Below are 25,143 nucleotides of genomic sequence, written 5' to 3' on the forward strand. Positions count from 1 at the left end.
AGCTTGGAAACTAGCCTCTTTTTCCTTTTCAAAATGGGGATTCTTCCTTGAAAATAATCAGTAATTGTGCTAAAATTAAAAGAACATTCTAAAATATTCGGAATTTAAAGTAAGGAAAAACATGGCTAATATTTTAAAAACAATTATCGAAAATGATAAAGGAGAAATCCGTCGTCTGGAAAAGATGGCTGACAAGGTTTTCAAATACGAAGACCAAATGGCTGCTTTGACAGATGACCAACTAAAAGCAAAAACAGTTGAATTTAAAGAACGTTATCAAAATGGAGAATCACTGGATTCATTGCTTTATGAAGCATTTGCGGTTGTCCGTGAGGGTGCCAAACGTGTCCTAGGTCTCTTCCCATATAAGGTTCAGGTCATGGGGGGAATCGTTCTTCACCATGGTGACGTGCCAGAGATGCGTACAGGGGAAGGGAAAACCTTGACTGCGACCATGCCCGTATACCTCAACGCCCTTTCAGGTAAAGGGGTTCACGTAGTTACGGTCAATGAATACCTATCAGAGCGTGACGCGACTGAGATGGGTGAATTGTACTCATGGCTTGGTTTGTCAGTAGGAATTAACTTGGCTGCCAAATCTCCAATGGAGAAAAAAGAAGCCTATGAGTGTGATATTACTTACTCAACCAACTCAGAAATCGGGTTTGACTACCTTCGTGATAACATGGTCGTTCGTGCTGAAAACATGGTACAACGTCCGCTTAACTATGCTTTGGTCGATGAGGTTGACTCAATCTTGATTGACGAAGCCCGTACACCTTTGATCGTATCAGGTGCTAATGCAGTTGAAACCAGTCAGCTCTACCACATGGCAGACCACTATGTGAAATCTTTGGACAAAGACGACTACATTATCGATGTGCAGTCTAAAACTATTGGTTTGTCAGATTCAGGGATTGACAAGGCTGAAAGCTACTTCAAGCTTGAAAATCTCTATGACATCGAAAACGTGGCTTTGACTCACTTTATCGATAATGCCCTTCGTGCCAACTATATCATGCTTCTCGATATTGACTATGTGGTGAGCGAAGAGCAAGAAATCTTGATCGTTGACCAATTTACAGGTCGTACCATGGAAGGTCGTCGTTATTCTGATGGATTGCACCAAGCCATTGAAGCTAAAGAAGGTGTACCCATTCAGGATGAAACTAAGACATCTGCCTCAATCACTTACCAAAACCTCTTCCGTATGTATAAGAAATTGTCTGGTATGACGGGTACAGGTAAGACTGAGGAAGAAGAATTCCGTGAAATTTACAACATTCGTGTTATTCCAATCCCAACAAACCGTCCTGTTCAACGTATTGACCACTCAGACCTTCTTTATGCAAGTATCGAGGCTAAGTTTAAGGCGGTTGTCGAAGACGTTAAGGCTCGTTACCAAAAAGGTCAGCCTGTCTTGGTTGGTACAGTAGCGGTTGAAACCAGTGATTACATTTCTAAGAAATTGGTCGCAGCTGGCGTTCCTCACGAAGTCTTGAATGCTAAAAACCACTATAAAGAAGCTCAAATCATCATGAATGCTGGTCAACGTGGTGCTGTTACCATTGCGACTAACATGGCCGGTCGTGGTACCGACATCAAGCTTGGTGAAGGGGTTCGCGAATTAGGTGGACTTTGTGTTATTGGTACAGAACGCCATGAAAGCCGTCGTATCGATAACCAGCTTCGTGGACGTTCAGGTCGTCAAGGAGACCCAGGTGAGTCACAATTCTACCTATCTCTTGAAGATGATTTGATGAAACGTTTTGGTTCTGAACGCTTGAAAGGAATCTTTGAACGTTTGAACATGTCTGAAGAGGCTATTGAGTCTCGTATGTTGACACGTCAGGTTGAAGCAGCACAAAAACGTGTCGAAGGAAATAACTACGATACCCGTAAACAAGTCCTTCAATACGACGATGTCATGCGTGAACAACGTGAGATTATCTATGCTCAACGTTACGACGTTATCACTGCAGATCGTGACTTGGCACCTGAAATTCACTCTATGATCAAACGCACGATTGGTCGTGTCGTTGATGGTCATGCGCGTTCAAAACAAGATGAAAAATTAGAAGCAATTTTGAACTTTGCTAAGTACAACTTGCTTCCTGAAGATTCTATTACGATGGAAGACTTGTTAGGTTTGTCTGATAAGGCTATTAAGGAAGAGCTCTTCCAACGTGCCTTGCAAGTTTACGATAGTCAGGTTTCAAAACTACGTGATGAAGAAGCAGTCAAAGAATTCCAAAAAGTTTTGATTCTACGAGTGGTAGATAACAAGTGGACAGATCATATCGATGCTCTTGATCAATTGCGTAACGCAGTTGGACTTCGTGGCTATGCTCAGAACAACCCTGTTGTTGAGTATCAGGCAGAAGGTTTCCGTATGTTTAATGATATGATTGGTTCGATTGAGTTTGATGTGACACGTTTGATGATGAAAGCACAAATTCATGAACAAGAAAGACCACAAGCAGAACACCATATCAGTACAACAGCGACTCGCAATATCGCTGCCCACCAAGCAAATATGCCTGAAGATTTGGATTTGAGCCAGATTGGACGGAATGAACTTTGCCCATGTGGTTCTGGTAAGAAGTTTAAAAACTGTCACGGTAAAAGAAAATAAAATGAGATAGTTTAGAGGCGGATACCTTGTGAAAAGTAAATTTTTACTTGGTATCCGTTTGCTTTATAAGGAGATGAGTTATGGTATTTACAGCAAAAAGTCCTAAAATTAATATTGAAGAAGTTCGTGCCTTATCAAAATTAGAAGGCCAAGCTTTGGAGAGAAAATCACAGCGTGATCAAGAGCTAGAAGCCATTATACGTGGAGAAGACCAACGGATTCTCTTGGTAATCGGTCCATGCTCATCTGACAATGAAGAAGCTGTTCTTGAATACGCTAAGCGTTTGGCAGCTCTACAAGAAAAAGTAGCAGACCGTATCTTTATGGTTATGCGTGTTTATACTGCCAAACCCCGTACCAACGGAGATGGCTATAAGGGTTTGATTCACCAGCCTAATGTGGCAGAAGCCCCTAGCCTCATCAACGGAATCAAAGCTGTTCGCCATCTTCACTATCGTGTTATCACAGAAACAGGTATGACGACAGCTGATGAGATGCTCTATCCTGAAAATCTCCCGCTTGTAGATGATTTGATTTCTTACATGGCGGTTGGTGCCCGTTCAGTTGAAGACCAGCAACACCGTTTTGTGGCAAGTGGGGCAGATTTCGCGACTGGCTTTAAAAATCCAACCTCAGGAAATCTCAATGTCATGTTTAATGGGATTTATGCTGCTCAAAACAAACAAAGCTTCCTTTTCCTAGGAAAAGAAGTGGAAACAACTGGGAATCCGCTTTCGCATGCCATTCTTCGTGGAGCGACCAATGAGTATGGTAAGAATATTCCCAACTACTACTATGATAATTTGATGGATACCATTTCCCAGTATGAGAAAATGGGCTTGGAAAATCCTTTTATCATCGTGGATACCAATCATGACAACTCTGGTAAGCAATACATGGACCAGATTCGAATTGTCCGCCAGACCTTGATTAACCGTGATTGGAATGAAAAAATCAAGCAGTACGTTCGTGGCTTTATGATTGAGTCTTATCTAGAAGACGGCCGTCAAAACGAACCAGAAGTATTTGGCAAGTCGATCACAGACCCTTGCCTGGGCTGGGAAAATACAGAAGCCCTTGTCAGAGAAATCTACCAAACGCTAGGAGAATAGTATGGCATTTATTGAAAAAGGTCAAGAAATTGATATTGAAGCAATCAAGGCAGAAACCCAATTGTCTGCGGAAGCCCTGCGACTAAAGGAGCGTCGTGATAGAGAATTGGCAGACATTATTTCAGGAGAAGATGATAGAATTCTTTTGGTGATTGGTCCTTGCTCGTCTGACAATGAAGAGGCTGTCTTGGAATATGCCCGCCGTTTATCAGCTTTGCAAAAGAAGGTGGCGGACAAGATTTTCATGGTTATGCGTGTTTATACAGCTAAACCTCGCACCAACGGAGACGGCTATAAAGGCTTGGTTCACCAGCCAGATACTTCTAAGGCTCCGAGTCTGATTAATGGTTTGCAGGCTGTGCGCCAGTTGCACTACCGCGTGATTACAGAGACTGGTTTGACAACGGCAGACGAGATGCTTTATCCGTCAAATTTGGTCTTGGTAGATGATTTGGTCAGCTACCATGCTGTTGGGGCTCGTTCTGTGGAAGACCAAGAGCACCGCTTTGTGGCTTCAGGAATTGATGCACCAGTGGGGATGAAAAACCCAACCTCTGGGAATCTTGGTGTCATGTTTAACGGTATCTATGCCGCTCAGAACAAACAGACCTTCCTCTTCCATGGTCAAGAAGTTGAGACTTCAGGAAATCCCTTGGCCCACGTCATCCTTCGTGGCGCAGTTAATGAATATGGGAAAAATGAGCCTAACTTTTACTATGAAACTTTGCTAAATGCCATTGAGCGCTATGAAGCCATGGGACTTGAAAATCCCTTTATCCTCATTGATACCAACCATGATAACTCAGGCAAGCAATATATGGAGCAGATTCGAGTGGTTCGTAAGACTTTGCAAAATCGTGATTGGAATGAGAAGATTAAAAAGATAGTTCGAGGCTTTATGATTGAATCTTACCTAGCAGATGGTCGTCAAAACCAACCAGAGGTCTTTGGTTGCTCTATTACCGATCCTTGCCTAGGTTGGGAAAATACAGAAGCTTTGGTAGAAGAGATTTATGCTACCTTGACAAAATAAGTGAAAAGGATGGAGTTGGGGAATCTCAACTCCTTTTGATGAGAATGATAGTTGGACACGGAATTGACATTGAAGAATTGGCTTCGATAGAAAGCGCAGTTACACGACATGAAGGCTTTGCCAAGCGCGTGTTGACCGCTAAGGAAATGGAACGGTTTACCAGTCTTAAAGGGCGCAGGCAAATAGAATATTTAGCTGGTCGCTGGTCGGCTAAGGAGGCCTTTTCCAAGGCTATGGGAACTGGTATTGGCAAGCTTGGTTTTCAGGATTTAGAAGTCGTGAACAATGAACGCGGGGCGCCTTATTTTAGTCAGTCACCATTTTCAGGAAAGATTTGGCTGTCTATCAGCCATACCGATCAGTTTGTGACAGCCAGTGTCATTTTGGAGGAAAATCATGAAAGCTAGTCCACATAGACCAACCAAGGCTCTAATTCATCTGGGAGCTATTCGACACAATATTCAGCAAATGGGGGCTCATATCCCTCAAGGAACGCTCAAATTTGCAGTAGTCAAGGCCAATGCCTATGGGCATGGGGCTGTTGCTGTTGCAACGGCGATTCAGGATGAAGTTGATGGTTTTTGCGTTTCCAATATTGATGAAGCCATTGAACTCAGACAGGCTGGACTCAGCAAGCGAATCCTCATTTTAGGAGTTTCTGAAATCGAAGCTGTTTCTCTTGCTAAAGAATACGACATCACCTTGACTGTGGCTGGATTGGAGTGGATTCAAGCACTCTTAGATAAGGAAGAGGACCTAACTGGATTGACAGTCCACCTTAAGATTGATTCAGGAATGGGACGAATTGGTTTTAGAGAGGCCGGTGAGGCTGAGCAGGCTCAAGACTTGCTCCAACAACATGGTGCTCGTGTTGAAGGGATTTTTACCCACTTTGCTACTGCGGACGAAGAATCAGATTCCTATTTTAATACTCAGTTAGAACAATTTAAAGCTATTTTGGAAAGTATGAAAGCTCTTCCAGACTTGGTTCATGCCAGCAATTCGGCAACGACTCTTTGGCATGCAGAGACTATTTTCAATGCCGTCCGTATGGGAGATGCTATGTATGGTCTTAACCCTAGTGGAGAGGTCTTGGACTTGCCTTATGACTTGACACCAGCCTTGACCTTGGAGTCTGCTCTGGTCCATGTCAAGACAGTTTCAGCTGGAGCTTGCATGGGCTACGGAGCGACCTATCAGGCGGCTAGCGAGCAAGTCATAGCGACGGTGCCAATCGGCTATGCGGATGGATGGACACGAGACATGCAGAATTTCTCCGTCTTGGTAGATGGGCAAGCTTGCCCAATTGTTGGACGAGTTTCTATGGACCAAATCACCATTCGTCTACCTAAGCTTTATCCGCTGGGAACCAAAGTAACCTTGATTGGTTCTAACGGGGGCAAGGAAATCACAGCTACTCAGGTAGCGACCTACCGTGGAACTATTAACTACGAGGTGGTTTGTCTCCTCAGTGACCGCATTCCGAGAGAATATTATTAAAAAAGAAAGGAGTAGAGCATGAATCTACATCAACCCTTGCATGTCTTACCTGGTGTGGGACCAAAGTCAGCAGAAAAATACGCCAAACTAGGAATTGAAAATTTGCAAGACCTCTTGCTCTACTTTCCTTTCCGTTATGAAGATTTCAAGACCAAGCAAGTATTGGAACTAGAAGACGGTGAAAAGGCGGTTCTTTCTGGTCAAGTCGTGACTCCTGCCAGTGTCCAGTATTATGGTTTCAAGCGCAATCGCCTGCGCTTTAGTCTTAAGCAGGGAGAAGTTGTTTTTGCGGTGAATTTCTTTAACCAGCCCTATCTAGCTGATAAGATAGAGTTGGGAGCAACCCTGGCTGTCTTTGGAAAATGGGACCGTGCCAAGGCTAGTTTGACTGGGATGAAGGTCTTAGCTCAGGTGGAAGATGACCTCCAACCTGTCTATCGTTTGGCTCAAGGAATCAGTCAGGCCAGTCTGGTCAAGGTCATCAAGACAGCCTTTGATCAGGGACTGGACCTCTTGATCGAGGAAAATCTTCCCCAGTCTTTGCTCGATAAATACAAACTCATGTCCCGTTGTCAGGCAGTTCGTGCTATGCATTTCCCCAAGGATTTGGCAGAATACAAGCAAGCCCTTCGCCGTATTAAATTTGAGGAACTCTTTTATTTCCAAATGCAATTGCAGACGCTCAAGTCTGAAAATAGAGTTCAGGGAAGTGGTCTGGTCCTGAATTGGTCTCAGGAAAAAGTGACAGCAGTCAAGGAAAGCCTTCCTTTTTCCCTGATCCAAGCTCAGGAAAAGAGTTTGCAGGAAATTTTAACTGATATGAAATCTGATCACCACATGAATCGTCTCTTACAAGGGGATGTGGGGAGCGGAAAAACGGTAGTCGCTGGCTTGGCCATGTTTGCGGCAGTGACAGCTGGCTATCAGTCTGCCCTCATGGTACCAACAGAAATTCTTGCAGAGCAACACTTTGAGAGTTTACAGAACCTCTTTCCAGACTTGAAACTGGCTCTTTTGACAGGTTCCTTGAAAGCTGCAGAAAAGAGAGAAGTCTTGGAGACTATTGCCAAGGGTGAGGCTGATTTGATTATCGGAACCCACGCTCTGATTCAGGATGGGGTAGATTATGCTCGTCTGGGCTTGATTATCATCGATGAGCAGCACCGATTTGGTGTAGGGCAAAGGCGTGTTTTGAGAGAAAAAGGCGACAATCCAGATGTCCTCATGATGACAGCTACTCCCATCCCACGAACCTTGGCTATCACAGCCTTTGGAGACATGGATGTTTCTATTATCGACCAGATGCCAGCAGGGCGGAAGCCTATTGTGACGCGCTGGATCAAGCATGAGCAACTACCACAGGTCTTGACTTGGTTAGAGGGGGAAATCCAAAAAGGTTCCCAAGCCTATGTTATCTCTCCCTTGATTGAAGAATCAGAAGCTCTGGATCTGAAAAATGCTATTGCCTTATCAGAGGAGTTGACAGCTCATTTTGGAGGCAAGGCAGAAGTGGCTCTCCTACATGGTAAGATGAAGAGTGACGAAAAAGACCAGATTATGCAGGAGTTCAAAGAGCGAAAAACGGATATTCTAGTTTCGACAACGGTTATCGAGGTCGGGGTCAATGTTCCCAATGCGACCGTTATGATTATCATGGATGCCGATCGGTTCGGTCTCAGCCAGCTTCACCAGCTTAGAGGTCGTGTGGGTCGGGGAGATAAGCAGTCTTATGCAGTGCTCGTTGCTAATCCCAAGACGGATTCTGGGAAAGACCGCATGCATATCATGACAGAAACGACCAATGGATTTGTCCTTGCGGAGGAAGATTTGAAAATGCGTGGTTCAGGTGAAATTTTTGGAACCAGACAGTCAGGTCTTCCAGAATTCCAAGTAGCTGATATTATCGAAGATTTTCCGATTTTAGAAGAAGCCAGAAAGGTTGCTAGCTACATTAGTTCGATAGAAGCTTGGCAAGAGGATCCAGAATGGCGCATGATTGCCCTTCATTTGGAAAAGAAAGAACATCTAGATTAAGCTTTCTCTAAGGAAATCTTATACTCAATGAAAATCAAAGAGCAAATTAGGAAGCTAGCCACAGGCTGCTCAAAACAGTGTTTTGAGGTTGTGGATAGAACTGACGAAGTCAGTAACCATACCTACGGTAAGGCGACGCTGACGTGGTTTGAAGAGATTTTCGAAGAGTATTAAGCTAGCTTTCAGGTTTGCCCTTTATACTAGAGTCATCAAAAAGAAACGAGGACTCTCACATGACAGTAACGATTAAAGTAAATTACCAAACCACTTTCCAAAAGAAAGAAGCAACAAAATAAGATTGAATAGGATAAAAAGAGCGTAACTGCTCTTTTTTGTTTTTGAAACTACTTTCAGTTCATCATCCCAAAAATAAAGAATCTAAAACCACTTTCTATTTGCTTTTCTTTCTTGCGTTGATTTCTTATATGTGCTACAGTTGTGATAGCGATTACAAAAAACAAAAGGAGCATGTTATGAAAAATCCAGCTTTGTTAGAAGAAATCAAGACTTATAAAGGAAGAGATGAGGTCCCAGAAGACTTTGATGTTTTCTGGGATGAGGAAGTGAAAAAAGTTTCCAATCTTCCAGCCTACCAGTTGGAGGAAAGAGATTTCCATATTCCCCAAGTCAAGTGCTTTGAGCTCACTTTTGAAGGAACTAATGCAGGCAAGGTATATGCACGCGTCGTTCTTCCAAAGAGTGAGGAGAAGGTTCCTCTAATCTTCCATTTCCATGGTTATATGGGACGTGGCTGGGACTGGACTGACATGCTGGCCTATACTGTGGCTGGTTACGGTGTTGTTTCCATGGATGTGCGGGGCCAGTCGGGCTACTCGCAAGACGGAATGCGTTCTCCTCTAGGAAATACAGTTAAGGGGCATATTATCCGTGGTGCTGTGGAAGGTCGGGATCATCTCTTTTATAAGGATGTTTATCTGGATATTTACCAGTTGGTTGAAATTGTTGCTAGTCTACCTGAGGTTGATGAGAAGCGACTTTCTAGCTATGGTGCCTCACAAGGTGGCGCTCTAGCCTTGGTAGCGGCAGCGCTCAATCCACGGATTCAGAAAACAGTTGCCATCTATCCCTTCCTGTCAGACTTCAGACGAGTGCTTGAGATTGGCAATACCAGTGAGGCCTACGACGAACTTTTCCGATATTTCAAGTTTCACGATCCTTTCCATGAAACTGAGGAAGATATCATGGCGACCCTTGCCTATATCGATGTGAAAAATCTTGCTCATCGTATCAAGGGTGAGGTCAAGATGATTACGGGCTTGGACGACGATGTTTGCTACCCTATTACCCAGTTTGCGATTTACAATCGTCTGACCTGTGATAAGGCCTATCGCATCATGCCTGAGTATGCTCACGAAGCCATGAATGTTTTTGTCAACGACCAAGTCTACAACTGGCTCTGTGGTAGTGAGATTACTTTTAAATATGTGAAGTGATGAATGCGAGAGTCCAGTAGCTTTCTGATATATTCCCTTTCTAGCAGATAGTGAAAAATAAAAATTCACTAGAAACTATAGGAGGGGTTTTCACTTATACTCAATGAAAATCAAAGAGCAAACTAGGAAGCTAGCCGTAGGCTGTACTTGAGTACGGCAAGGTGAAGCTGACATGGTTTGAATTTGATTTTCGAAGAGTATTATTTACAAATTATTGTTTATTTTATGGCTAGAATTGTATGTGAGGTTACTAATAGTTATTCAATTTTAATTTCGCTACAAGTCAGAATATATATCAAGTTATATATTTCTGTATTTTAAAATGCTATTCTTTTTATGTTTTAAAATAATTTGATGAATGAAGATTATATCCTATAATTGAAAGCAATTCCAGCTTGTGTTATACTGTAAGAGTAAGTCTAAAACTTAAAGAAATAATATATATTAAAAATAGATTATATATTGAGAGTCGTGTAGTAGGAAGGAGGATGAAGCTGCAGGACTCATTAAGTTGCTTGGAGTTCAAATGCACAAATCAACTTTGAAAGTTAAAGTGAGGTAATATATGTTTATACGTTTAAAAGGTTTAGGAAAATTCCGTAAATCCAAAGCTTATGGTTTGGTTGGTTGCTTGACATTATCAGCAGTGCTTGGCTTAGCTGCACCAGAGTTACCAGTTGTTGGCGGTGGAATTGCTTATGCTGATGTTATTCAGGGTGGTAACGATATAAAGGATGTGGGAGTTCATAGTGAGGCTACTAATGGTGTAGCGATGACTTATACCACCTATGACAGTGGAAATAGTGGTCAACAAACAGCATCAGGCAGTGGAGTATTTGTTGCACCAAATGTGATGGTGACTGTTGCTCATAACTACTACGATAAAAAAACTGAAGATGGCTCTGCGGTTTTACGTGGCGGCGATTCTGCTAAAAGTTATGTCGTGATGAATTCAGATACGGAGAAAGTAAATAAAGTTCCTACATCAGGTAGTACTGAAGCTGTAGATAAAGGTGCTATTCATGCTTATAATGAAAAGGATTTTGGAAGGTCTTATAGTAATGACCTGGCAGTTGTTGTAACTAAGAAAACTGTCGAAGCTATGACCAATGGAGAGGATTCACCAAGAGAGCTAAGTAAGACTGAGGTAGCTACAGGTGATTCGATTCGAATGGTTGGTTATCCCAACGATTTTTCAACCTCTAATCTAAGTGAAGAAAACAGAAATCGACTAAAAGATGGAAAACCTTATGAAGTGGAAGGGAAAGTAAGTACTCTTAATAAAGAAAATGGTGCTGTTACTTACCATACGTCTGCTTTAGGTGGTTTTTCAGGTGCTCCTTTATTTAATGATAAAGGAGAAGTGATTGGTATCCATCAACACGGAACAAATACTGCTAGTGAAGTAGAAGCTAATCGTATCGGTGGTGGTACTATCTTTACGGAAAAGCATAAAGAGTGGATTCGTTCGATGGTGGATAGATATGCGATCACAGGCTGGTACCTAGATGGAACGACTCGTTACTATTATGACGAAAATCATAAAGCTCTAAAGAGTATTGAAAAAGAAATTGATGGTGCGCGCTACCGTTTCAATGATAGAGGCCAAGCAACCTTATTAAGTGGAGTTGAAAAAGGTCGAGTTCTTCTTCGTCTGGAAGATGTGAAGGGCAATCGCTTGATTGCAGACAAGGTAGTGCAAACAGGAGAAGTTGACTCACCAATCGTATTTAATTTACGACAAGATTCAGACTTTAATCGATTAGTAGGTGATTCTCCGAATGCTAAGATAGTGTCTTATAATAATCTTCCTATCAACAAGTTAGTTACGGATACTAGTTGGTCTGGTGATTATGTAAGTAAAGTAGCTCTAGGAAATACGGTTATTAAAGCTGTGTTAGACTCAGTAGCTCCAAAAACTGATTTTGCTCGTACGGAGGTTGGGAAAGTTGATTTAAGTGGAACTGCAAACTTACCAAAACCAAGTGAAATAGTAAAAAATGCACCAAATGGTGAACAAAATTTCCAAGCAACTACGCATATCTTAACACCTGATGGAACAGGTTCAGCAACCCTAATTGCTCCTAATTTGTTATTAACTGTGGCACACAACTTTTTAACAGTTAATGGCTCTAAGGTTGTTACAAAGTCAGGGAAAGAGAATACAGTTTATAAGGCTACGTTACCAAATGGAACTTCTATCAATTTTTCTGATGAAGAGATTGCTTATTGGAACAAAGCAGAGTCTGTTTTTGGCTTTAAAAATGATTTAGCTCTCGTTCGATTAAAAGAAGCAGTACAAGGAGTAACTCCTGTAGAAGTTGTGAAGCAATCTGCAAAAGTTGCAGAAGGCAATACAGTTTCGGTTTATGGTTTCCCAGATAACAAGTTAAGTCCAGTTTTAGACAGTAAAGTAGTAGGAACTACTGACTTTGGTTCTGGAATAGAAGGTATTAGTTACGGAGGTACGAAACCTGGGGCATCTGGTGGTGGACTATACAATGATAAAGGTGTCTTAATCGGCGTTCATCAAAATGGAGTTATTGATAATCGTAGTGGTGGTTTAGTTTTATCAAAAGAACAATTAGATTGGGTTCGTTCCTATATTGAAGGTCAACCCAAAGAGCCAGTTTATGTGAAAGACAAAGATACGGAAGCACCAAAAGATGATGCAGATAAGAATACAACTGGGAAATTAGATACAACACCAGGTAATGTAGCAGGTTCTAATGATAAGAAACCAAAAGAGGGAACAGCTACTGAGGTAGAAGGTGAAAAACTTCCAAAGGAAACAGATACTCCAGAAGAAACAAATACTTCTGATGAAGCAGAATCAGAAGAGAGCAATGTTATGCCTCCACGTGATTATTTTGCTAGAGATTTGAAGAATGTTAAAACTGTATTTGAAAAAGAAGACCTTGCTACGAATGCTGAAAATGGGCAAAGAGTTGATTTAGCAGAAGCCTTAGATAAGTTGAAACATCTTCAAAATGCGACTATTCATATGGAGTTTAAACCAGATGCTAATGCTCCGCAATTCTATAATCTTTTCTCTGTATCAAGTGATAAAAATAGAGACGAATATTTCAGTATGTCTGTTAATAAAGGTACTGCAATGGTCGAAGCACGAGGAGCTGATGGAAGTCATTTTTACGGAAGTTACTCAGATGCACCACTTAAAGTAAAACCTGGACAATGGAATTCAGTTACTTTCACGGTGGAAAGACCGAAAGCAGATCAAGCAAATGGACAAGTTCGTCTATATGTAAATGGTGTATTATCTAGAACGAATACGAAATCTGGTCGTTTTATTAAAGATATGCCAGATGTTAATAAGATTCAGATTGGTGCTACTAGAAGAGCGAACCAAACAATGTGGGGATCAAATCTTCAGGTCCGTAATCTAACCGTATATGATCGTGCCTTGACGCCTGAAGAAGTAGGAAAACGCAGTCAATTATTTAAAGTAGCAGATTTAGAAGTGAAATTGCCAGAAAGTGCAAAAATCACAGAGAAGAAGGAAGTTTTTGTAAGTGGTGTAAATGGTGGATTGAACAAGGATGGGATTAATACTTACCGAATCCCAGCCTTGCTGAAAACGGATAAAGGAACATTAATTGGCGGAGCTGATGAAAGACGTTTACAATTCTCTGACTGGGGAGATATTGGTATGGTAGTTCGTCGAAGTCAGGATGGAGGAGTGACATGGGGAGATAGAATAACAATTTCTAACCTTCGTGATAATCCAGAGGCCAGAGATAAAACTGCTCCGTCACCCTTAAATATTGATATGGTATTAGTTCAAGATCCAGAAACTAAGAGAATCTTTTCGGTTTACGATATGTTCCCAGAAGGAAAAGCAGTGTTTGCTATGCCTGATAAACCAGAAAAAGCGTATGAGAAGGTAGGAGATAAATCTTATCAAATTTTATATAAATCTGGTGAAAAAGGTCATTACACAATTCGAGAAAATGGTGAGGTTTACAATTCACAAAATCAAAAAACAGAATACCACGTTGTGGTAGATCCTAAAAATCCAGGATATAGTGATAAAGGTGATTTGTATAAAGGGCAGACTTTAATAGGTAATGTTTACTTTGCACAAAGTACTAAAAATCCATTTAGAGTTGCTAACACAAGTTATTTATGGATGTCTTATAGTGATGATGACGGTAAAACATGGTCTGCACCAAAAGATATTACTCCTGCAATTCGTCAAGACTGGATGAAATTCCTTGGAACTGGTCCAGGAACAGGAATCGTACTTCGTACTGGAGTTCACAAAGGTCGTATCTTAGTGCCAGCTTATACAACAAATAGTGTTGTACATTTATGGGGTTCTCAATCTTCTCGTCTTATTTATTCAGATGATCATGGTGTAACTTGGCATGCAGGAGAAGCTCCAAACGATAATAGACCTGTTGGAAATGGAGTTATCCATTCATCTACTATGAATAATAATGGTGCACAAAATACAGAAGCAACAGTTCTGCAATTGAATAATGGCGATGTAAAACTATTTATGCGTGGTTTAACTGGAGATCTTCAGGTTGCTACTAGTAAAGATGGGGGAGTTACTTGGGAGAAAACAATCAAACGTTATCCAGAAGTAAAAGATGCCTATGTGCAAATGTCAGCTATTCATACGATGCATGATGGGAAAGAGTACATTCTTCTTAGCAATGCTGCTGGACCAGGCCACGAACGAAAAGATGGTTTAGTTCATTTGGCACGTGTTGAAAAGAATGGCGAGTTGACTTGGATAAAACATCATTTAATTCAAGGTGGAGAATTTGCATATAATTCATTACAAGACTTGGGTAACGGAGAATACGGAATTTTATATGAACATAGCGAGAATGGTCAAAATCGTTATACACTTTCTTATAAGAAATTTAATTGGGATTTTGTAAGCAAAGATTTTATTTCTCCAACAGAAGCAAGGGTAAACCAAATCATTGAAATGAGGAAAGGTGTTATTGGTCTAGAGTTTGATTCAGAAGTTTTGGTAAACCAAGCACCTATTTTACAATTAGCTAATGGAAGTACAGCTGTATTTATGACTCAGTATGATTCGAAAACTCTTTTATTCGCGGTAGATAAGAAAGATGCTGGTCAGGAAATTACAGGTATAGTTGATGGTAATATTGAAAGCATGCACAATTTGACAGTCAACCTTGATGGAGCATTTATTCCTGGTGGAGTGAATGCTGTAGAGAGTGCTATTTATGATATCAAAGACTATACAGGTGACTTGGGGACATCTGGTGAAGAAGCGACGCTGACAGTAGAAGTATCTGACTTTATAGGCGGAGTAAAAGGCGAGTCTCTTGTTACAGAACTTCCAGAATACAAGGGTCTTGTATCTACAGCAGGTGAAGAAGTAGTGCCAAGAGTAGAGAACACTGACTTCACAGGCGGAGTAAAAGGCGAGTCTCTCGTTACAGAACTTCCAGAATACAAGGGTCTTGTATCTACAGTAGGTGAAGAAGTGGCGCCAAGAGTAGAGAACACTGACTTCACAGGCGGAGTAAAAGGCGAGTCTCTTGTTACAGAACTTCCAGAATACAAGGGTCTTGTATCTACAGCAGGTGAAGAAGTAGCGCCAAGAGTAGAGAACACTGACTTCACAGGCGGAGTAAAAGGCGAGTCTCTTGTTACAGAACTTCCAGAATACAAGGGTCTTGTATCAACAGTAGGTGAAGAATCAGCGCCAATAGTAGAGCACCCTGAGTTTACAGGAGGAGTTAACTCAGTACTTGCTCTTCTTGAGGAAAAAGAGGATTATAGGGGCGGAGTAAATGCAGTAGTTAGTGCAGTTCATGATATAGAAGATTATATAGAACCATTAGCAGCAGAAGATTCAGTAGTGAAATCCACTGATAAGCAAGTAGAGAATGGAGAAAGTAAAAATGAAGGAAACTCTAATCAAGTTATCTCAGGTCTTGCTCGTTCACAACGTATTTTCAAAAATGAAGCAGGAAGTGTTCAAGTTCAAGCTTCAGATGAAGTTTTGAAAAATGTTAAAACTGTACAAATAGAGGAAGTAAAAGTTAGCGGTTTCGATTCATTAAATTATAAAGCATTTGATATCAAATTGAAGGATGCAAATGGCAGATATGTTCAACCTGAAGGAAAAGTCCTTGTTACTTTTGATACAGATCAGTCTGTCGAAAATGTTTACTATGTAGATCCAGAAGGAAATCTCCATCCTCTTGAATTCACGCAAAAAGATGGAAAGGTCATTTTTGAAACCAACCACTTTAGTATTTATGCTATGACTTTCCGACTATCTGTCAATAATCTAGCACTTGATAATCCTACAAAAGCTAAAAAAGAGGAGGAGATTTCACCATCACCTAAATTGTTATCTACAAATCAATACTCAGAATCAAACCAATCAGAGAATAAGATAAGTAACAATGAACAAACTATGTTACCAAATACAGGTGAGTCTGCCTCATCACTAACAATCTTATTTGGTTTTGTAGGAGTGTTCCTTGGAGCAATGATTTCTTATAGGCGAAAAGACAGTTAATTTGTCTACAGTTGTTCGTTGAACTTTTAAGTTCATATAAAATAAACCAGTCTAGAATCCTAAAAATTATCTAGGATTTTAGGCTGGTTTTTAGGATTCTTATTCAACTGTAAAGGAACTCTTAAGCTAGATGGGCAAGAAAGTTATTTCTTGATTCATGAATCGCAAGAAGATGATGATGATCGTACTCGTATCTATCATAGTACAGAGATGGATGGTGCAATTGCTTATGGTAAACCTACTCCATTATGGTTGTCATCTGTCATTGATAAAGAAATGCGCTATCTGCATGAGATTATGCAAAGAGCTCCAGTATCAGAAGAATTTACAAAACTATTGACAGATGAAGCTGCTCTAAAAGCAATTGCTACTGCAAATGCTTGTACCCAGTCTATGTTTGAAGATCGCAAAGTGAAGCTATCTGAGATAGCAAAATAAATATCGGTATTCTCTTATAATAAGTCAAGCACCCCTTTGAAAGTACTTTTAAAGGGGTGCTTGACTTGCTTTCTTTTTAAAACTGCAATCTATCATAGAACAAACTCTTGAAAGCGCTTTAAAAATAGTATATAATTGTCTCATAAGAAAAAAGGAAAAGGAGGAAGAAGGATGCCACAGATTACTAAAGAAGCCTTGATTAATCAAATTAAAGATGGAATCATTGTTTCTTGTCAGGCCCTTCCTCACGAACCGCTTTATACAGAAGCGGGAGGAGTCATTCCCTTGCTGGTCAAAGCGGCTGAGCAAGGTGGAGCAGTCGGTATCCGAGCCAACAGTGTTCGTGATATCAAGGAAATCAAAGAGGTTACAAAACTTCCGATTATCGGGATTATCAAACGAGATTATCCACCTCAAGAACCCTTCATCACTGCTACTATGAAAGAAGTTGATGAACTAGCAGAGCTAGACATTGAGGTAATTGCTCTGGACTGTACGAAGCGAGAACGCTATGACGGTTTAGAAATTCAGGAGTTTATCCGCCAGGTCAAGGAAAAATATCCTAACCAGCTCTTGATGGCAGATACTAGTACCTTCGAAGAAGGGTTAGCAGCTGTAGAAGCAGGAATTGACTTTGTAGGAACAACCTTATCAGGTTACACATCTTATAGTCCAAAAGTGGACGGTCCAGATTTTGAATTAATCAAAAAGCTCTGTGATGCGGGTGTAGATGTTATCGCTGAAGGGAAAATTCATACACCAGAACAAGCTAAACAAATCCTGGGATACGGAGTAAGAGGCATTGTTGTTGGTGGCGCTATTACTAGACCAAAAGAGATTACAGAACGCTTTGTTGCTGGTCTTAAATAACACAATCTCAAAACAGAGGAGAGTGGTGGAAGCGTCGGATAAAATGAAAACGTATACAGATGCAAACTTGCTCATTATCCAATATGGATACGCTTATAAATAGGAGAATACAAATGAAATTTAGAAAACTAGCTTGTACAGTGCTTGCGGGTGCTGCGATTCTTGGTCTTGCTGCTTGTGGAAATTCTGGTGGAAGTAAAGATGCTGCAAAATCTGGTAGCGATAGCGGAAAAACAGAAATCACTTGGTGGGCATTCCCAGTCTTCACTCAAGAAAAAACTGGTGATGGTGTTGGAACTTATGAAAAATCTATCATCGCAGCCTTTGAGAAAGCAAACCCAGATGTAAAAGTGAAATTGGAAACTATCGACTTTAAGTCAGGTCCAGAAAAAATCACTACAGCTATCGAAGCCGGTACAGCTCCGGACGTCCTCTTTGACGCACCAGGACGTATCATCCAATATGGTAAAAATGGGAAATTGGCTGACTTGAACGACCTCTTTACAGACGACTTTGTTAAAGATGTCAACAATGAAAATATTGTAAAAGCAAGTAAAGCTGGCGATAAAGCTTACATGTATCCAATCAGTTCAGCACCATTCTACATGGCTATGAACAAGAAAATGTTGGAAGAAGCTGGAGTTGCGAACCTTGTAAAAGAAGGTTGGACAACAGACGACTTTGAAAAAGTATTGAAAGCACTCAAAGCTAAAGGCTATACACCAGGTTCATTGTTCAGTTCAGGTCAAGGGGGAGACCAAGGAACACGTGCCTTCATTTCAAACCTTTATGGTGCTTCTGTAACTGATAAAGATGTTACTAAGTATACAACTGATGATCCTAAATTCGTTAAAGGTCTTGAAAAAGCAACTAGCTGGATTAAAGATGGTTTGTTGAACAATGGTTCACAATTTGATGGTGGAGCAGACATCCAAAACTTTGCTAACGGCCAAACATCATACACTACTCTTTGGGCACCAGCTCAAAATGGTATCCAAGCTAAACTATTGGAAGCAAGTAAAGTAGAAGTGGTAGAAGTACCATTCCCATCTGATTCTGGTAAACCAGCTCTTGAATACCTTGTAAACGGATTTGCAGTATTTAACAACAAAGATGACAAGAAAATTGCTGCTTCTAAGAAATTTGTTCAATTCATCGCTGATGATAAAGAATGGGGTCCAAAAGATGTTGTTCGTACAGGAGCATTCCCAGTTCGTACATCATTTGGTAAACTCTATGAAGACAAACGTATGGAAACAATCGGTGCTTGGACTAAGTACTACTCACCATACTACAATACAATTGATGGTTTTGCAGAAATGAGAACTCTATGGTTCCCAATGTTGCAATCAGTTTCAAATGGCGATCAAAAACCAGCTGATGCATTGAAAGCATTTACTGAAAAAGCAAACGAAACTATCAAAAAAGCTACTAAACAATAAACCCTAAACAGATTTTGTAGCCCCTTTTCCCTTTGCACACTTGTGTAAGAAAAGGGGGCTTTTATTTAAAAGGTAAATCATCATTCTCTTAGGAGATTATCAATAAAAAAGAAAAGGAAAGAGAGGTGCCGACAGTGAAAGTTAATAAAATTCGTATGAGAGAAACTATTATTTCTTATGCTTTCCTAGCGCCAGTTTTATTCTTCTTCGTTGTCTTCGTTTTAGCACCAATGATTATGGGCTTCATCACAAGTTTCTTTAACTATTCTATGACTAGTTTCCAATTTGTGGGCTTAGATAACTATATCCGTATGTTTAAAGATCCTGTCTTTACAAAATCTCTGATTAATACAGTTATTTTGGTTATTGGATCAGTTCCTGTGGTTGTTCTCTTCTCGCTCTTTGTAGCGTCACAGACCTACCATCAAAATGCTATCGCTAGATCCTTCTATCGTTTCGTATTTTTCCTTCCAGTTGTTACAGGTAGTGTTGCCGTAACAGTTGTATGGAAATGGATTTATGACCCACTATCAGGTATCTTGAACTTTGTGCTTAAATCAAGTCATATTATTTCTCAAAACATTTCATGGCTTGGTGATAAGCACTGGGCATTGATGGCGATTATGATTATCCTCTTGACAACTTCAGTTGGTCAACCAATCATCCTCTACATCGCTGCTATGGGAAATATCGATAATTCATTGGTTGAAGCAGCCCGCGTCGATGGTGCAACTGAGTTTCAAGTTTTCTGGAAGATTAAATGGCCAAGCCTTCTTCCAACAACTCTCTATATCGCAATTATTACAACAATTAACTCATTCCAATGTTTCGCCTTGATTCAGCTTTTGACATCTGGTGGTCCAAACTACTCTACAAGTACCTTGATGTACTACCTATACGAAAAAGCCTTCCAATTGACAGAGTATGGCTATGCCAACACAATTGGTGTCTTCTTGGCAGTTATGATTGCTATCGTAAGTTTTGTTCAATTTAAAGTACTCGGAAACGACGTAGAATACTAAAGAAAGGAGACAGCTATGCAATCTACAGAAAAAAAACCATTAACAGCCTTTACTGTTATTTCAACAATCATTTTGCTCTTGTTGACTGTGCTGTTCATCTTTCCATTCTACTGGATTTTGACAGGGGCATTCAAATCACAACCTGATACAATCGTTATTCCACCACAATGGTTCCCTAAAATGCCAACCATGGAAAACTTCCAACAACTCATGGTGCAAAACCCTGCCATGCAATGGATGTGGAACTCAGTATTTATCTCATTGGTAACGATGTTCTTAGTCTGTGCGACTTCATCTCTAGCAGGTTATGTATTGGCTAAAAAACGTTTCTATGGTCAACGTATCCTCTTTGCCGTCTTCATCGCTGCTATGGCGCTTCCAAAACAAGTTGTCCTTGTACCATTGGTACGTATCGTCAACTTCATGGGAATCCACGATACTCTCTGGGCAGTTATCTTGCCTTTGATTGGATGGCCATTTGGGGTCTTCCTTATGAAACAATTTAGTGAAAACATCCCTACAGAATTGCTTGAATCAGCTAAAATTGATGGTTGTGGTGAGATTCGTACTTTCTGGAGTGTAGCCTTCCCAATTGTAAAACCAGGGTTTGCGGCTCTTGCAATCTTTACCTTCATCAATACTTGGAACGACTACTTCATGCAGTTGGTTATGTTGACTTCACGTAACAATTTGACTATTTCACTCGGTGTTGCGACCATGCAAGCCGAAATGGCAACCAACTATGGTTTAATCATGGCAGGGGCAGCTCTTGCTGCTGTGCCAATCGTAACAGTCTTCTTAGTCTTCCAAAAATCCTTCACACAAGGTATTACTATGGGAGCGGTCAAAGGATAAGAAACGATTTCTTTTACAGTATCAATTGGCTATTGCTAGCATGATCTAAAAGCCTCCGACAGTAAATGACACTGTTGGAGGTGTTAGTTTTAATCGCTTAATGACGATTTTTAAAGGAGAAAATAATGATTTTTGACGATTTGAAAAATATTAGCTTCTATAAAGGGATTCATCCAAATCTTGACAAGGCAATTGATTATCTTTATGAACATCGTAAAGATTCATTCGAGTTAGGAAAATATGATATTGATGGTGATAAGGTCTTTCTAGTTGTTCAAGAAAATGTCCTAAATAAAGCTGAAAATGACCAGTTTGAACATCACAAGAACTATGCAGACTTGCATTTATTGGTAGAAGGGCATGAATATTCGAGCTACGGTTCACGTATCAAAGATGAAGCAGTAGCATTTGACGAAACAAGTGATATTGGTTTTGTCCATTGTCATGAACAGTATCCACTTTTACTAGGTTATCACAATTTTGCAATTTTCTTCCCAGGAGAACCACATCAACCAAATGGTTATGCAGGTATGGAAGATCAAGTTCGCAAGTATTTGTTTAAAATTTTAATTGATTAGAATAACAGGTAGAGATAGCTGATGACTATCTTATACTCTTCGAAAATCTCTTCAAACCGCGTCAGCTTCGCCTTGCCGTACTTAAGTACAGCCTGCGGCTAGCTTCCTAGTTTGCTCTTTGATTTTCATTGAGTATTATTGAACACTTTTGAAAATTGAGTTTAAGAGTTGAATCTTATCACTTGATAAATCGGAATGATTTAGATAGTGGTAGAAATGAAGTGATAGGGGGAGTAAAAGATGTCACAAAAAGGAAGAAGTCTCATCAAGGCTGCATTTGATACAGATAATTTTCTAATGCGAATTAGTGAGAAGGTTTTAGATATTGTAACAGTCAATCTTCTCTTTGTAGTAACTTGTTTGCCAATCGTAACGATTGGGGTAGCTAAAATTAGTCTCTATCAGACAATGTTTGAAATCAAGCAAAGTAGACGTGTTCCAGTTTTTAGAACCTATCTAAAAGTTTTTAGGCAAAATCTGAAACTAGGTTTTCAGTTGGGGATGTTGGAGTTAGGAATTGTATTTCTTGCTCTTTCAGATCTCTATCTTTTCTGGGGTCAAACAGCTCTGCCCTTCCAATTGGTGAAAGCCATTTGTTTAGGGATTCTGATTTTCCTTACTATTGTGATGTTGGCTAGTTACCCGATTGCGGCACGTTATGACCTATCTTGGAAAGAAATTCTTCAAAAAGGACTGATCTTGGCTAGCTTTAATGCACCGTGGTTTATCTTGATGATCGTAATTATCTTTTTGATTTTGATGATTCTATATCTATCAGCCTTTACACTTCTATTGGGAGGATCAGCTTTTATTCTCTTTGGTTTTGGACTTCTTACTTTTTTACAAGTAGGAGTGATGGAAAAGCTATTTGCTAAGTATGAGTAAGGGTTGCAATTATTTCTGAAACTACTTTCAAACGCTCCCAAAGCTATTCTATAAGCGAGAAACTAAAATCTAAGTGCCTAAAAGATATTGAAAGCCTTTTCTCTAAAGTGTATACTAAAGAAGTAAAGAAAGAATCTGCTCTAGCAGAAAATAAAAATAACAGGAGAAAATCTATGTCAGATTTAAAAAAATACGAAGGTGTCATTCCAGCCTTCTACGCATGTTACGATGAACAAGGAGAAGTAAGTCCAGAGCGCACACGTGCCTTGGTTCAATACTTCATTGATAAAGGTGTTCAAGGTCTTTATGTCAATGGATCTTCTGGTGAATGTATCTACCAAAGCGTTGAAGATCGTAAGTTGATTTTGGAAGAAGTCATGGCAGTTGCCAAAGGTAAATTAACTATTATTGCCCATGTTGCTTGCAATAATACTAAAGATAGTATGGAGCTGGCTCGCCATGCAGAAAGCTTGGGTGTAGATGCCATTGCAACGATTCCACCAATTTACTTCCGCTTGCCAGAATACTCAGTCGCTAAATACTGGAATGATATCAGCTCTGCAGCTCCAAACACAGACTATGTCATCTACAACATTCCTCAATTGGCAGGTGTTGCTTTGACTCCAAGTCTTTATACTGAAATGTTGAAGAATCCTCGTGTTATCGGTGTGAAGAACTCTTCTATGCCAGTTCAAGATATCCAAACATTTGTGAGCCTTGGTGGAGAAGACCATATCGTCTTTAACGGTCCAGATGAGCAGTTCCTAGGAGGTCGCCTCATGGGTGCTAAGGCTGGTATCGGTGGAACTTACGGTGCTATGCCAGAACTCTTCTTGAAACTCAACCAATTGATTGCGGATAAAGATTTAGAAACAGCGCGTGAATTACAATACGCTATCAACGCTATCATTGGTAAACTCACTTCTGCACATGGAAATATGTATGGTGTCATTAAAGAAGTCTTGAAGATTAATGAAGGACTTGATATTGGATCTGTTCGTTCACCTTTGACACCAGTGACTGAAGAAGATCGTCCAGTTGTGGAAGCAGCTGCAGCCTTGATTCGTGAAACTAAGGAGCGCTTCCTCTAATCCATAAGGAGGTATTTATGACTAACTACATTGCAATTGATATCGGTGGAACTAACATCAAGTATGGTTTGGTTGATCAAGAGGGGCAACTTCTTGAATCTCATGAGATACCGACAGAGGCACATAAAGGTGGTCCCCATATTTTAGAGAAAACCAAACAGATTGTAGCTAGTTATCTTGAAAAAGATTCTGTAGCAGGTGTTGCCATTTCTTCAGCAGGTATGGTGGATCCTGACAAGGGTGAGATTTTCTATGCAGGCCCACAGATTCCAAACTATGCAGGTACACAGTTCAAGAAGGAAATCGAGACTAGCTTTGACATTCCTTGTGAAATTGAAAATGATGTCAACTGTGCAGGTCTTGCAGAAGCAGTTTCGGGATCTGGTAAGGGAGCAAGCGTGACCCTTTGCTTAACCATTGGAACAGGTATTGGCGGTTGTTTAATTATTGACGGTCAAGTCTTCCATGGTTTTAGTAACTCCGCCTGTGAGGTTGGCTATCTACACATGCAGGATGGAGCTTTCCAAGACTTAGCCTCAACCACAGCTTTGGTTCGTTATGTAGCAGAAGCACATGGTGACCCAGTCGAACAGTGGAATGGTCGTCGGATTTTTAAGGAAGCTACTGAGGGAAACAAGCTTTGTATGAAAGGTATCGACCGTATGGTTGACTATCTAGGAAAAGGTCTAGCTAATATTTGTTATGTGGCCAATCCAGAAGTAGTTATTCTAGGTGGTGGTATCATGGGACAAGAAGCTATTCTCAAGCCTAAAATTCGAAAAGCTTTGAAAGATGCTTTGGTACCAAGTCTAGCAGATAAGACGAGATTAGAATTTGCCCATCATCAAAATACAGCAGGTATGTTGGGTGCTTATTATCATTTTAAAACAAAACAATCCTAGTTTGGCAATGCCAAACTAGGATTTTCTAGGTACGACGGGCATATAGTTCATCTGTGTTGTATAGTAAATTGAAACAAGAACAAGACAAAAGAGCCTCGAAAAAAGTACTACAACTCGGTAATGCCTTTTTGAGGTGCTTTTTGATATGAGCCCATGTTTTCTCAATAGGATTGTACTCAGGTGAGTAGGGAGGAAGAGGTAAAAGTTTATGCCCAAACTCTTCACACAAGAGTTCTAGCTTACCCATTCTATGGAATCTTGCATTATCCATAATGATAACTGATGGTTTGTTTAAGGTTGGTAAGAGAAACTTCTGAAACCAAGCTTCAAAAAAGTCGCTCGTCATCGTCTCTTCGTAAGTCATTGGAGCGATTAACTCACCATTTGTTAGCCCTGCAACCAAAGAAATCCTCTGATATCTTCTTCCAGATACTTTACCTCTTATTAACTGACCTTTTAAAGAGTGACCATATTCTCGATAAAAATAAGTATCGAATCCTGTTTCATCAATATAAACAGGTGCTAGATGCTTTAAACTATTAAAACTTTTAAGAAATAAAGCTACTTTTTCTGGGTCTTGTTCATAGTAGGTGTGGTTCTTTTTTTCGAGTGTAGCCCATAGCTTTGAGAGCATAGTGGATAGTAGTTGGATGACAGTCAAATTCAGAAGCTATTTCAGTCAAATAAGCGTCTGGATTGTCAGTAAGATGGTTTTTGAGACATCTGCTAGGACGCAGACTTTTATCGTCGCATG

At 40.3% G+C, this 25,143-nt stretch carries 16 protein-coding genes and 2 pseudogenes; 17 read left to right on the top strand and 1 reads right to left on the bottom strand.

Annotation, left to right across the window (positions count from 1 at the left end; translation table 11 throughout):
• The first annotated feature begins 121 nt into the window (after positions 1-121).
• The 17 genes and pseudogenes from secA (at position 122) to SK629_RS03100 (ending at position 24,389) form a co-directional block, all read left to right on the top strand.
• Complete coding sequence (secA, locus tag SK629_RS03015) at positions 122-2,635, top strand: preprotein translocase subunit SecA (RefSeq protein WP_042900511.1); 2,514 nt, start codon at positions 122-124, stop codon at positions 2,633-2,635.
• Positions 2,636-2,715: 80 nt separating this feature from the next.
• Positions 2,716-3,747 (top strand): 3-deoxy-7-phosphoheptulonate synthase, encoded by a 1,032-nt coding sequence (locus SK629_RS03020; protein ID WP_042900512.1) that lies wholly within the window; start codon positions 2,716-2,718, stop codon positions 3,745-3,747.
• Between the two features lies 1 nt (position 3,748).
• On the top strand, positions 3,749-4,780 hold the full coding sequence (locus SK629_RS03025) for a 3-deoxy-7-phosphoheptulonate synthase (protein ID WP_042900513.1): 1,032 nt from the start codon (positions 3,749-3,751) through the stop codon (positions 4,778-4,780).
• 44 nt (positions 4,781-4,824) lie between these two features.
• Positions 4,825-5,187: a holo-ACP synthase gene (gene acpS / locus SK629_RS03030; protein ID WP_042900514.1), complete on the top strand. Its 363-nt coding sequence runs from the start codon at positions 4,825-4,827 to the stop codon at positions 5,185-5,187.
• Positions 5,177-6,280, top strand: a complete 1,104-nt coding sequence (alr, locus tag SK629_RS03035) for an alanine racemase (protein ID WP_042900515.1) — start codon at positions 5,177-5,179, stop codon at positions 6,278-6,280. Before acpS ends, alr begins: the two co-directional genes overlap by 11 nt.
• Positions 6,281-6,298: 18 nt before the next feature.
• Complete coding sequence (gene recG / locus SK629_RS03040) at positions 6,299-8,314, top strand: ATP-dependent DNA helicase RecG (protein WP_042900516.1); 2,016 nt, start codon at positions 6,299-6,301, stop codon at positions 8,312-8,314.
• A 473-nt stretch (positions 8,315-8,787) separates the two neighbouring features.
• Positions 8,788-9,768, top strand: coding sequence for an acetylxylan esterase (locus SK629_RS03050; RefSeq protein WP_042900519.1), 981 nt, complete (start codon positions 8,788-8,790; stop codon positions 9,766-9,768).
• Between the two features lie 565 nt (positions 9,769-10,333).
• The gene (locus SK629_RS12445; RefSeq protein ID WP_080710187.1) at positions 10,334-16,306 is read left to right on the top strand and encodes an SIALI-17 repeat-containing surface protein; all 5,973 of its coding nucleotides are present in this window, start codon (positions 10,334-10,336) and stop codon (positions 16,304-16,306) included.
• Positions 16,307-16,405: 99 nt separating this feature from the next.
• Positions 16,406-16,744: pseudogene (locus SK629_RS03060) on the top strand (Gfo/Idh/MocA family oxidoreductase); the annotation flags it as partial.
• 171 nt (positions 16,745-16,915) lie between these two features.
• On the top strand, positions 16,916-17,614 hold the full coding sequence (locus SK629_RS03065; protein ID WP_001135682.1) for an N-acetylmannosamine-6-phosphate 2-epimerase: 699 nt from the start codon (positions 16,916-16,918) through the stop codon (positions 17,612-17,614).
• A 113-nt stretch (positions 17,615-17,727) separates the two neighbouring features.
• Entirely contained in the window at positions 17,728-19,056 is a 1,329-nt protein-coding gene (locus SK629_RS03070) for an ABC transporter substrate-binding protein (protein WP_042900522.1), read from the top strand.
• 155 nt (positions 19,057-19,211) lie between these two features.
• Complete coding sequence (locus tag SK629_RS03075) at positions 19,212-20,078, top strand: carbohydrate ABC transporter permease (RefSeq protein WP_161681757.1); 867 nt, start codon at positions 19,212-19,214, stop codon at positions 20,076-20,078.
• Positions 20,079-20,093: 15 nt separating this feature from the next.
• Positions 20,094-20,933, top strand: coding sequence for a carbohydrate ABC transporter permease (locus SK629_RS03080; RefSeq protein ID WP_042900523.1), 840 nt, complete (start codon positions 20,094-20,096; stop codon positions 20,931-20,933).
• A 125-nt stretch (positions 20,934-21,058) separates the two neighbouring features.
• The gene (locus tag SK629_RS03085) at positions 21,059-21,511 is read left to right on the top strand and encodes a YhcH/YjgK/YiaL family protein (RefSeq protein ID WP_042900524.1); all 453 of its coding nucleotides are present in this window, start codon (positions 21,059-21,061) and stop codon (positions 21,509-21,511) included.
• 240 nt (positions 21,512-21,751) lie between these two features.
• The gene (locus SK629_RS03090) at positions 21,752-22,396 is read left to right on the top strand and encodes a YesL family protein (RefSeq protein WP_042900525.1); all 645 of its coding nucleotides are present in this window, start codon (positions 21,752-21,754) and stop codon (positions 22,394-22,396) included.
• Between the two features lie 173 nt (positions 22,397-22,569).
• Complete coding sequence (locus tag SK629_RS03095; RefSeq protein ID WP_042900526.1) at positions 22,570-23,487, top strand: dihydrodipicolinate synthase family protein; 918 nt, start codon at positions 22,570-22,572, stop codon at positions 23,485-23,487.
• Positions 23,488-23,504: 17 nt separating this feature from the next.
• Positions 23,505-24,389, top strand: a complete 885-nt coding sequence (locus SK629_RS03100) for an ROK family protein (protein ID WP_042900527.1) — start codon at positions 23,505-23,507, stop codon at positions 24,387-24,389.
• A 25-nt stretch (positions 24,390-24,414) separates the two neighbouring features.
• Here the strand turns inward: SK629_RS03100 and SK629_RS11255 are convergent.
• Positions 24,415-25,108: pseudogene (locus SK629_RS11255) on the bottom strand (IS630 family transposase); the annotation flags it as partial.
• Positions 25,109-25,143 lie beyond the last annotated feature (35 nt).

The organism is Streptococcus mitis (assembly GCF_000722695.1).
Classification (GTDB): domain Bacteria; phylum Bacillota; class Bacilli; order Lactobacillales; family Streptococcaceae; genus Streptococcus; species Streptococcus mitis_O.

Excerpts from the sequence above, each read along its gene's own strand:
- SK629_RS03025 (WP_042900513.1), top strand. The coding sequence starts at position 3,749 with ATGGCATTTATTGAAAAAGGTCAAGAAATTGATATTGAAGCAATCAAG.
- SK629_RS12445 (WP_080710187.1), top strand. The coding sequence starts at position 10,334 with ATGTTTATACGTTTAAAAGGTTTAGGAAAATTCCGTAAATCCAAAGCT.
- SK629_RS03085 (WP_042900524.1), top strand. The coding sequence starts at position 21,059 with ATGATTTTTGACGATTTGAAAAATATTAGCTTCTATAAAGGGATTCAT.
- SK629_RS03075 (WP_161681757.1), top strand. The coding sequence starts at position 19,212 with ATGAGAGAAACTATTATTTCTTATGCTTTCCTAGCGCCAGTTTTATTC.
- SK629_RS03050 (WP_042900519.1), top strand. The coding sequence starts at position 8,788 with ATGAAAAATCCAGCTTTGTTAGAAGAAATCAAGACTTATAAAGGAAGA.
- SK629_RS03080 (WP_042900523.1), top strand. The coding sequence starts at position 20,094 with ATGCAATCTACAGAAAAAAAACCATTAACAGCCTTTACTGTTATTTCA.
- SK629_RS03100 (WP_042900527.1), top strand. The coding sequence starts at position 23,505 with ATGACTAACTACATTGCAATTGATATCGGTGGAACTAACATCAAGTAT.
- acpS (WP_042900514.1), top strand. The coding sequence starts at position 4,825 with ATGATAGTTGGACACGGAATTGACATTGAAGAATTGGCTTCGATAGAA.
- secA (WP_042900511.1), top strand. The coding sequence starts at position 122 with ATGGCTAATATTTTAAAAACAATTATCGAAAATGATAAAGGAGAAATC.
- recG (WP_042900516.1), top strand. The coding sequence starts at position 6,299 with ATGAATCTACATCAACCCTTGCATGTCTTACCTGGTGTGGGACCAAAG.
- alr (WP_042900515.1), top strand. The coding sequence starts at position 5,177 with ATGAAAGCTAGTCCACATAGACCAACCAAGGCTCTAATTCATCTGGGA.
- SK629_RS03095 (WP_042900526.1), top strand. The coding sequence starts at position 22,570 with ATGTCAGATTTAAAAAAATACGAAGGTGTCATTCCAGCCTTCTACGCA.
- SK629_RS03090 (WP_042900525.1), top strand. The coding sequence starts at position 21,752 with ATGTCACAAAAAGGAAGAAGTCTCATCAAGGCTGCATTTGATACAGAT.
- SK629_RS03065 (WP_001135682.1), top strand. The coding sequence starts at position 16,916 with ATGCCACAGATTACTAAAGAAGCCTTGATTAATCAAATTAAAGATGGA.
- SK629_RS03020 (WP_042900512.1), top strand. The coding sequence starts at position 2,716 with ATGGTATTTACAGCAAAAAGTCCTAAAATTAATATTGAAGAAGTTCGT.
- SK629_RS03070 (WP_042900522.1), top strand. The coding sequence starts at position 17,728 with ATGAAATTTAGAAAACTAGCTTGTACAGTGCTTGCGGGTGCTGCGATT.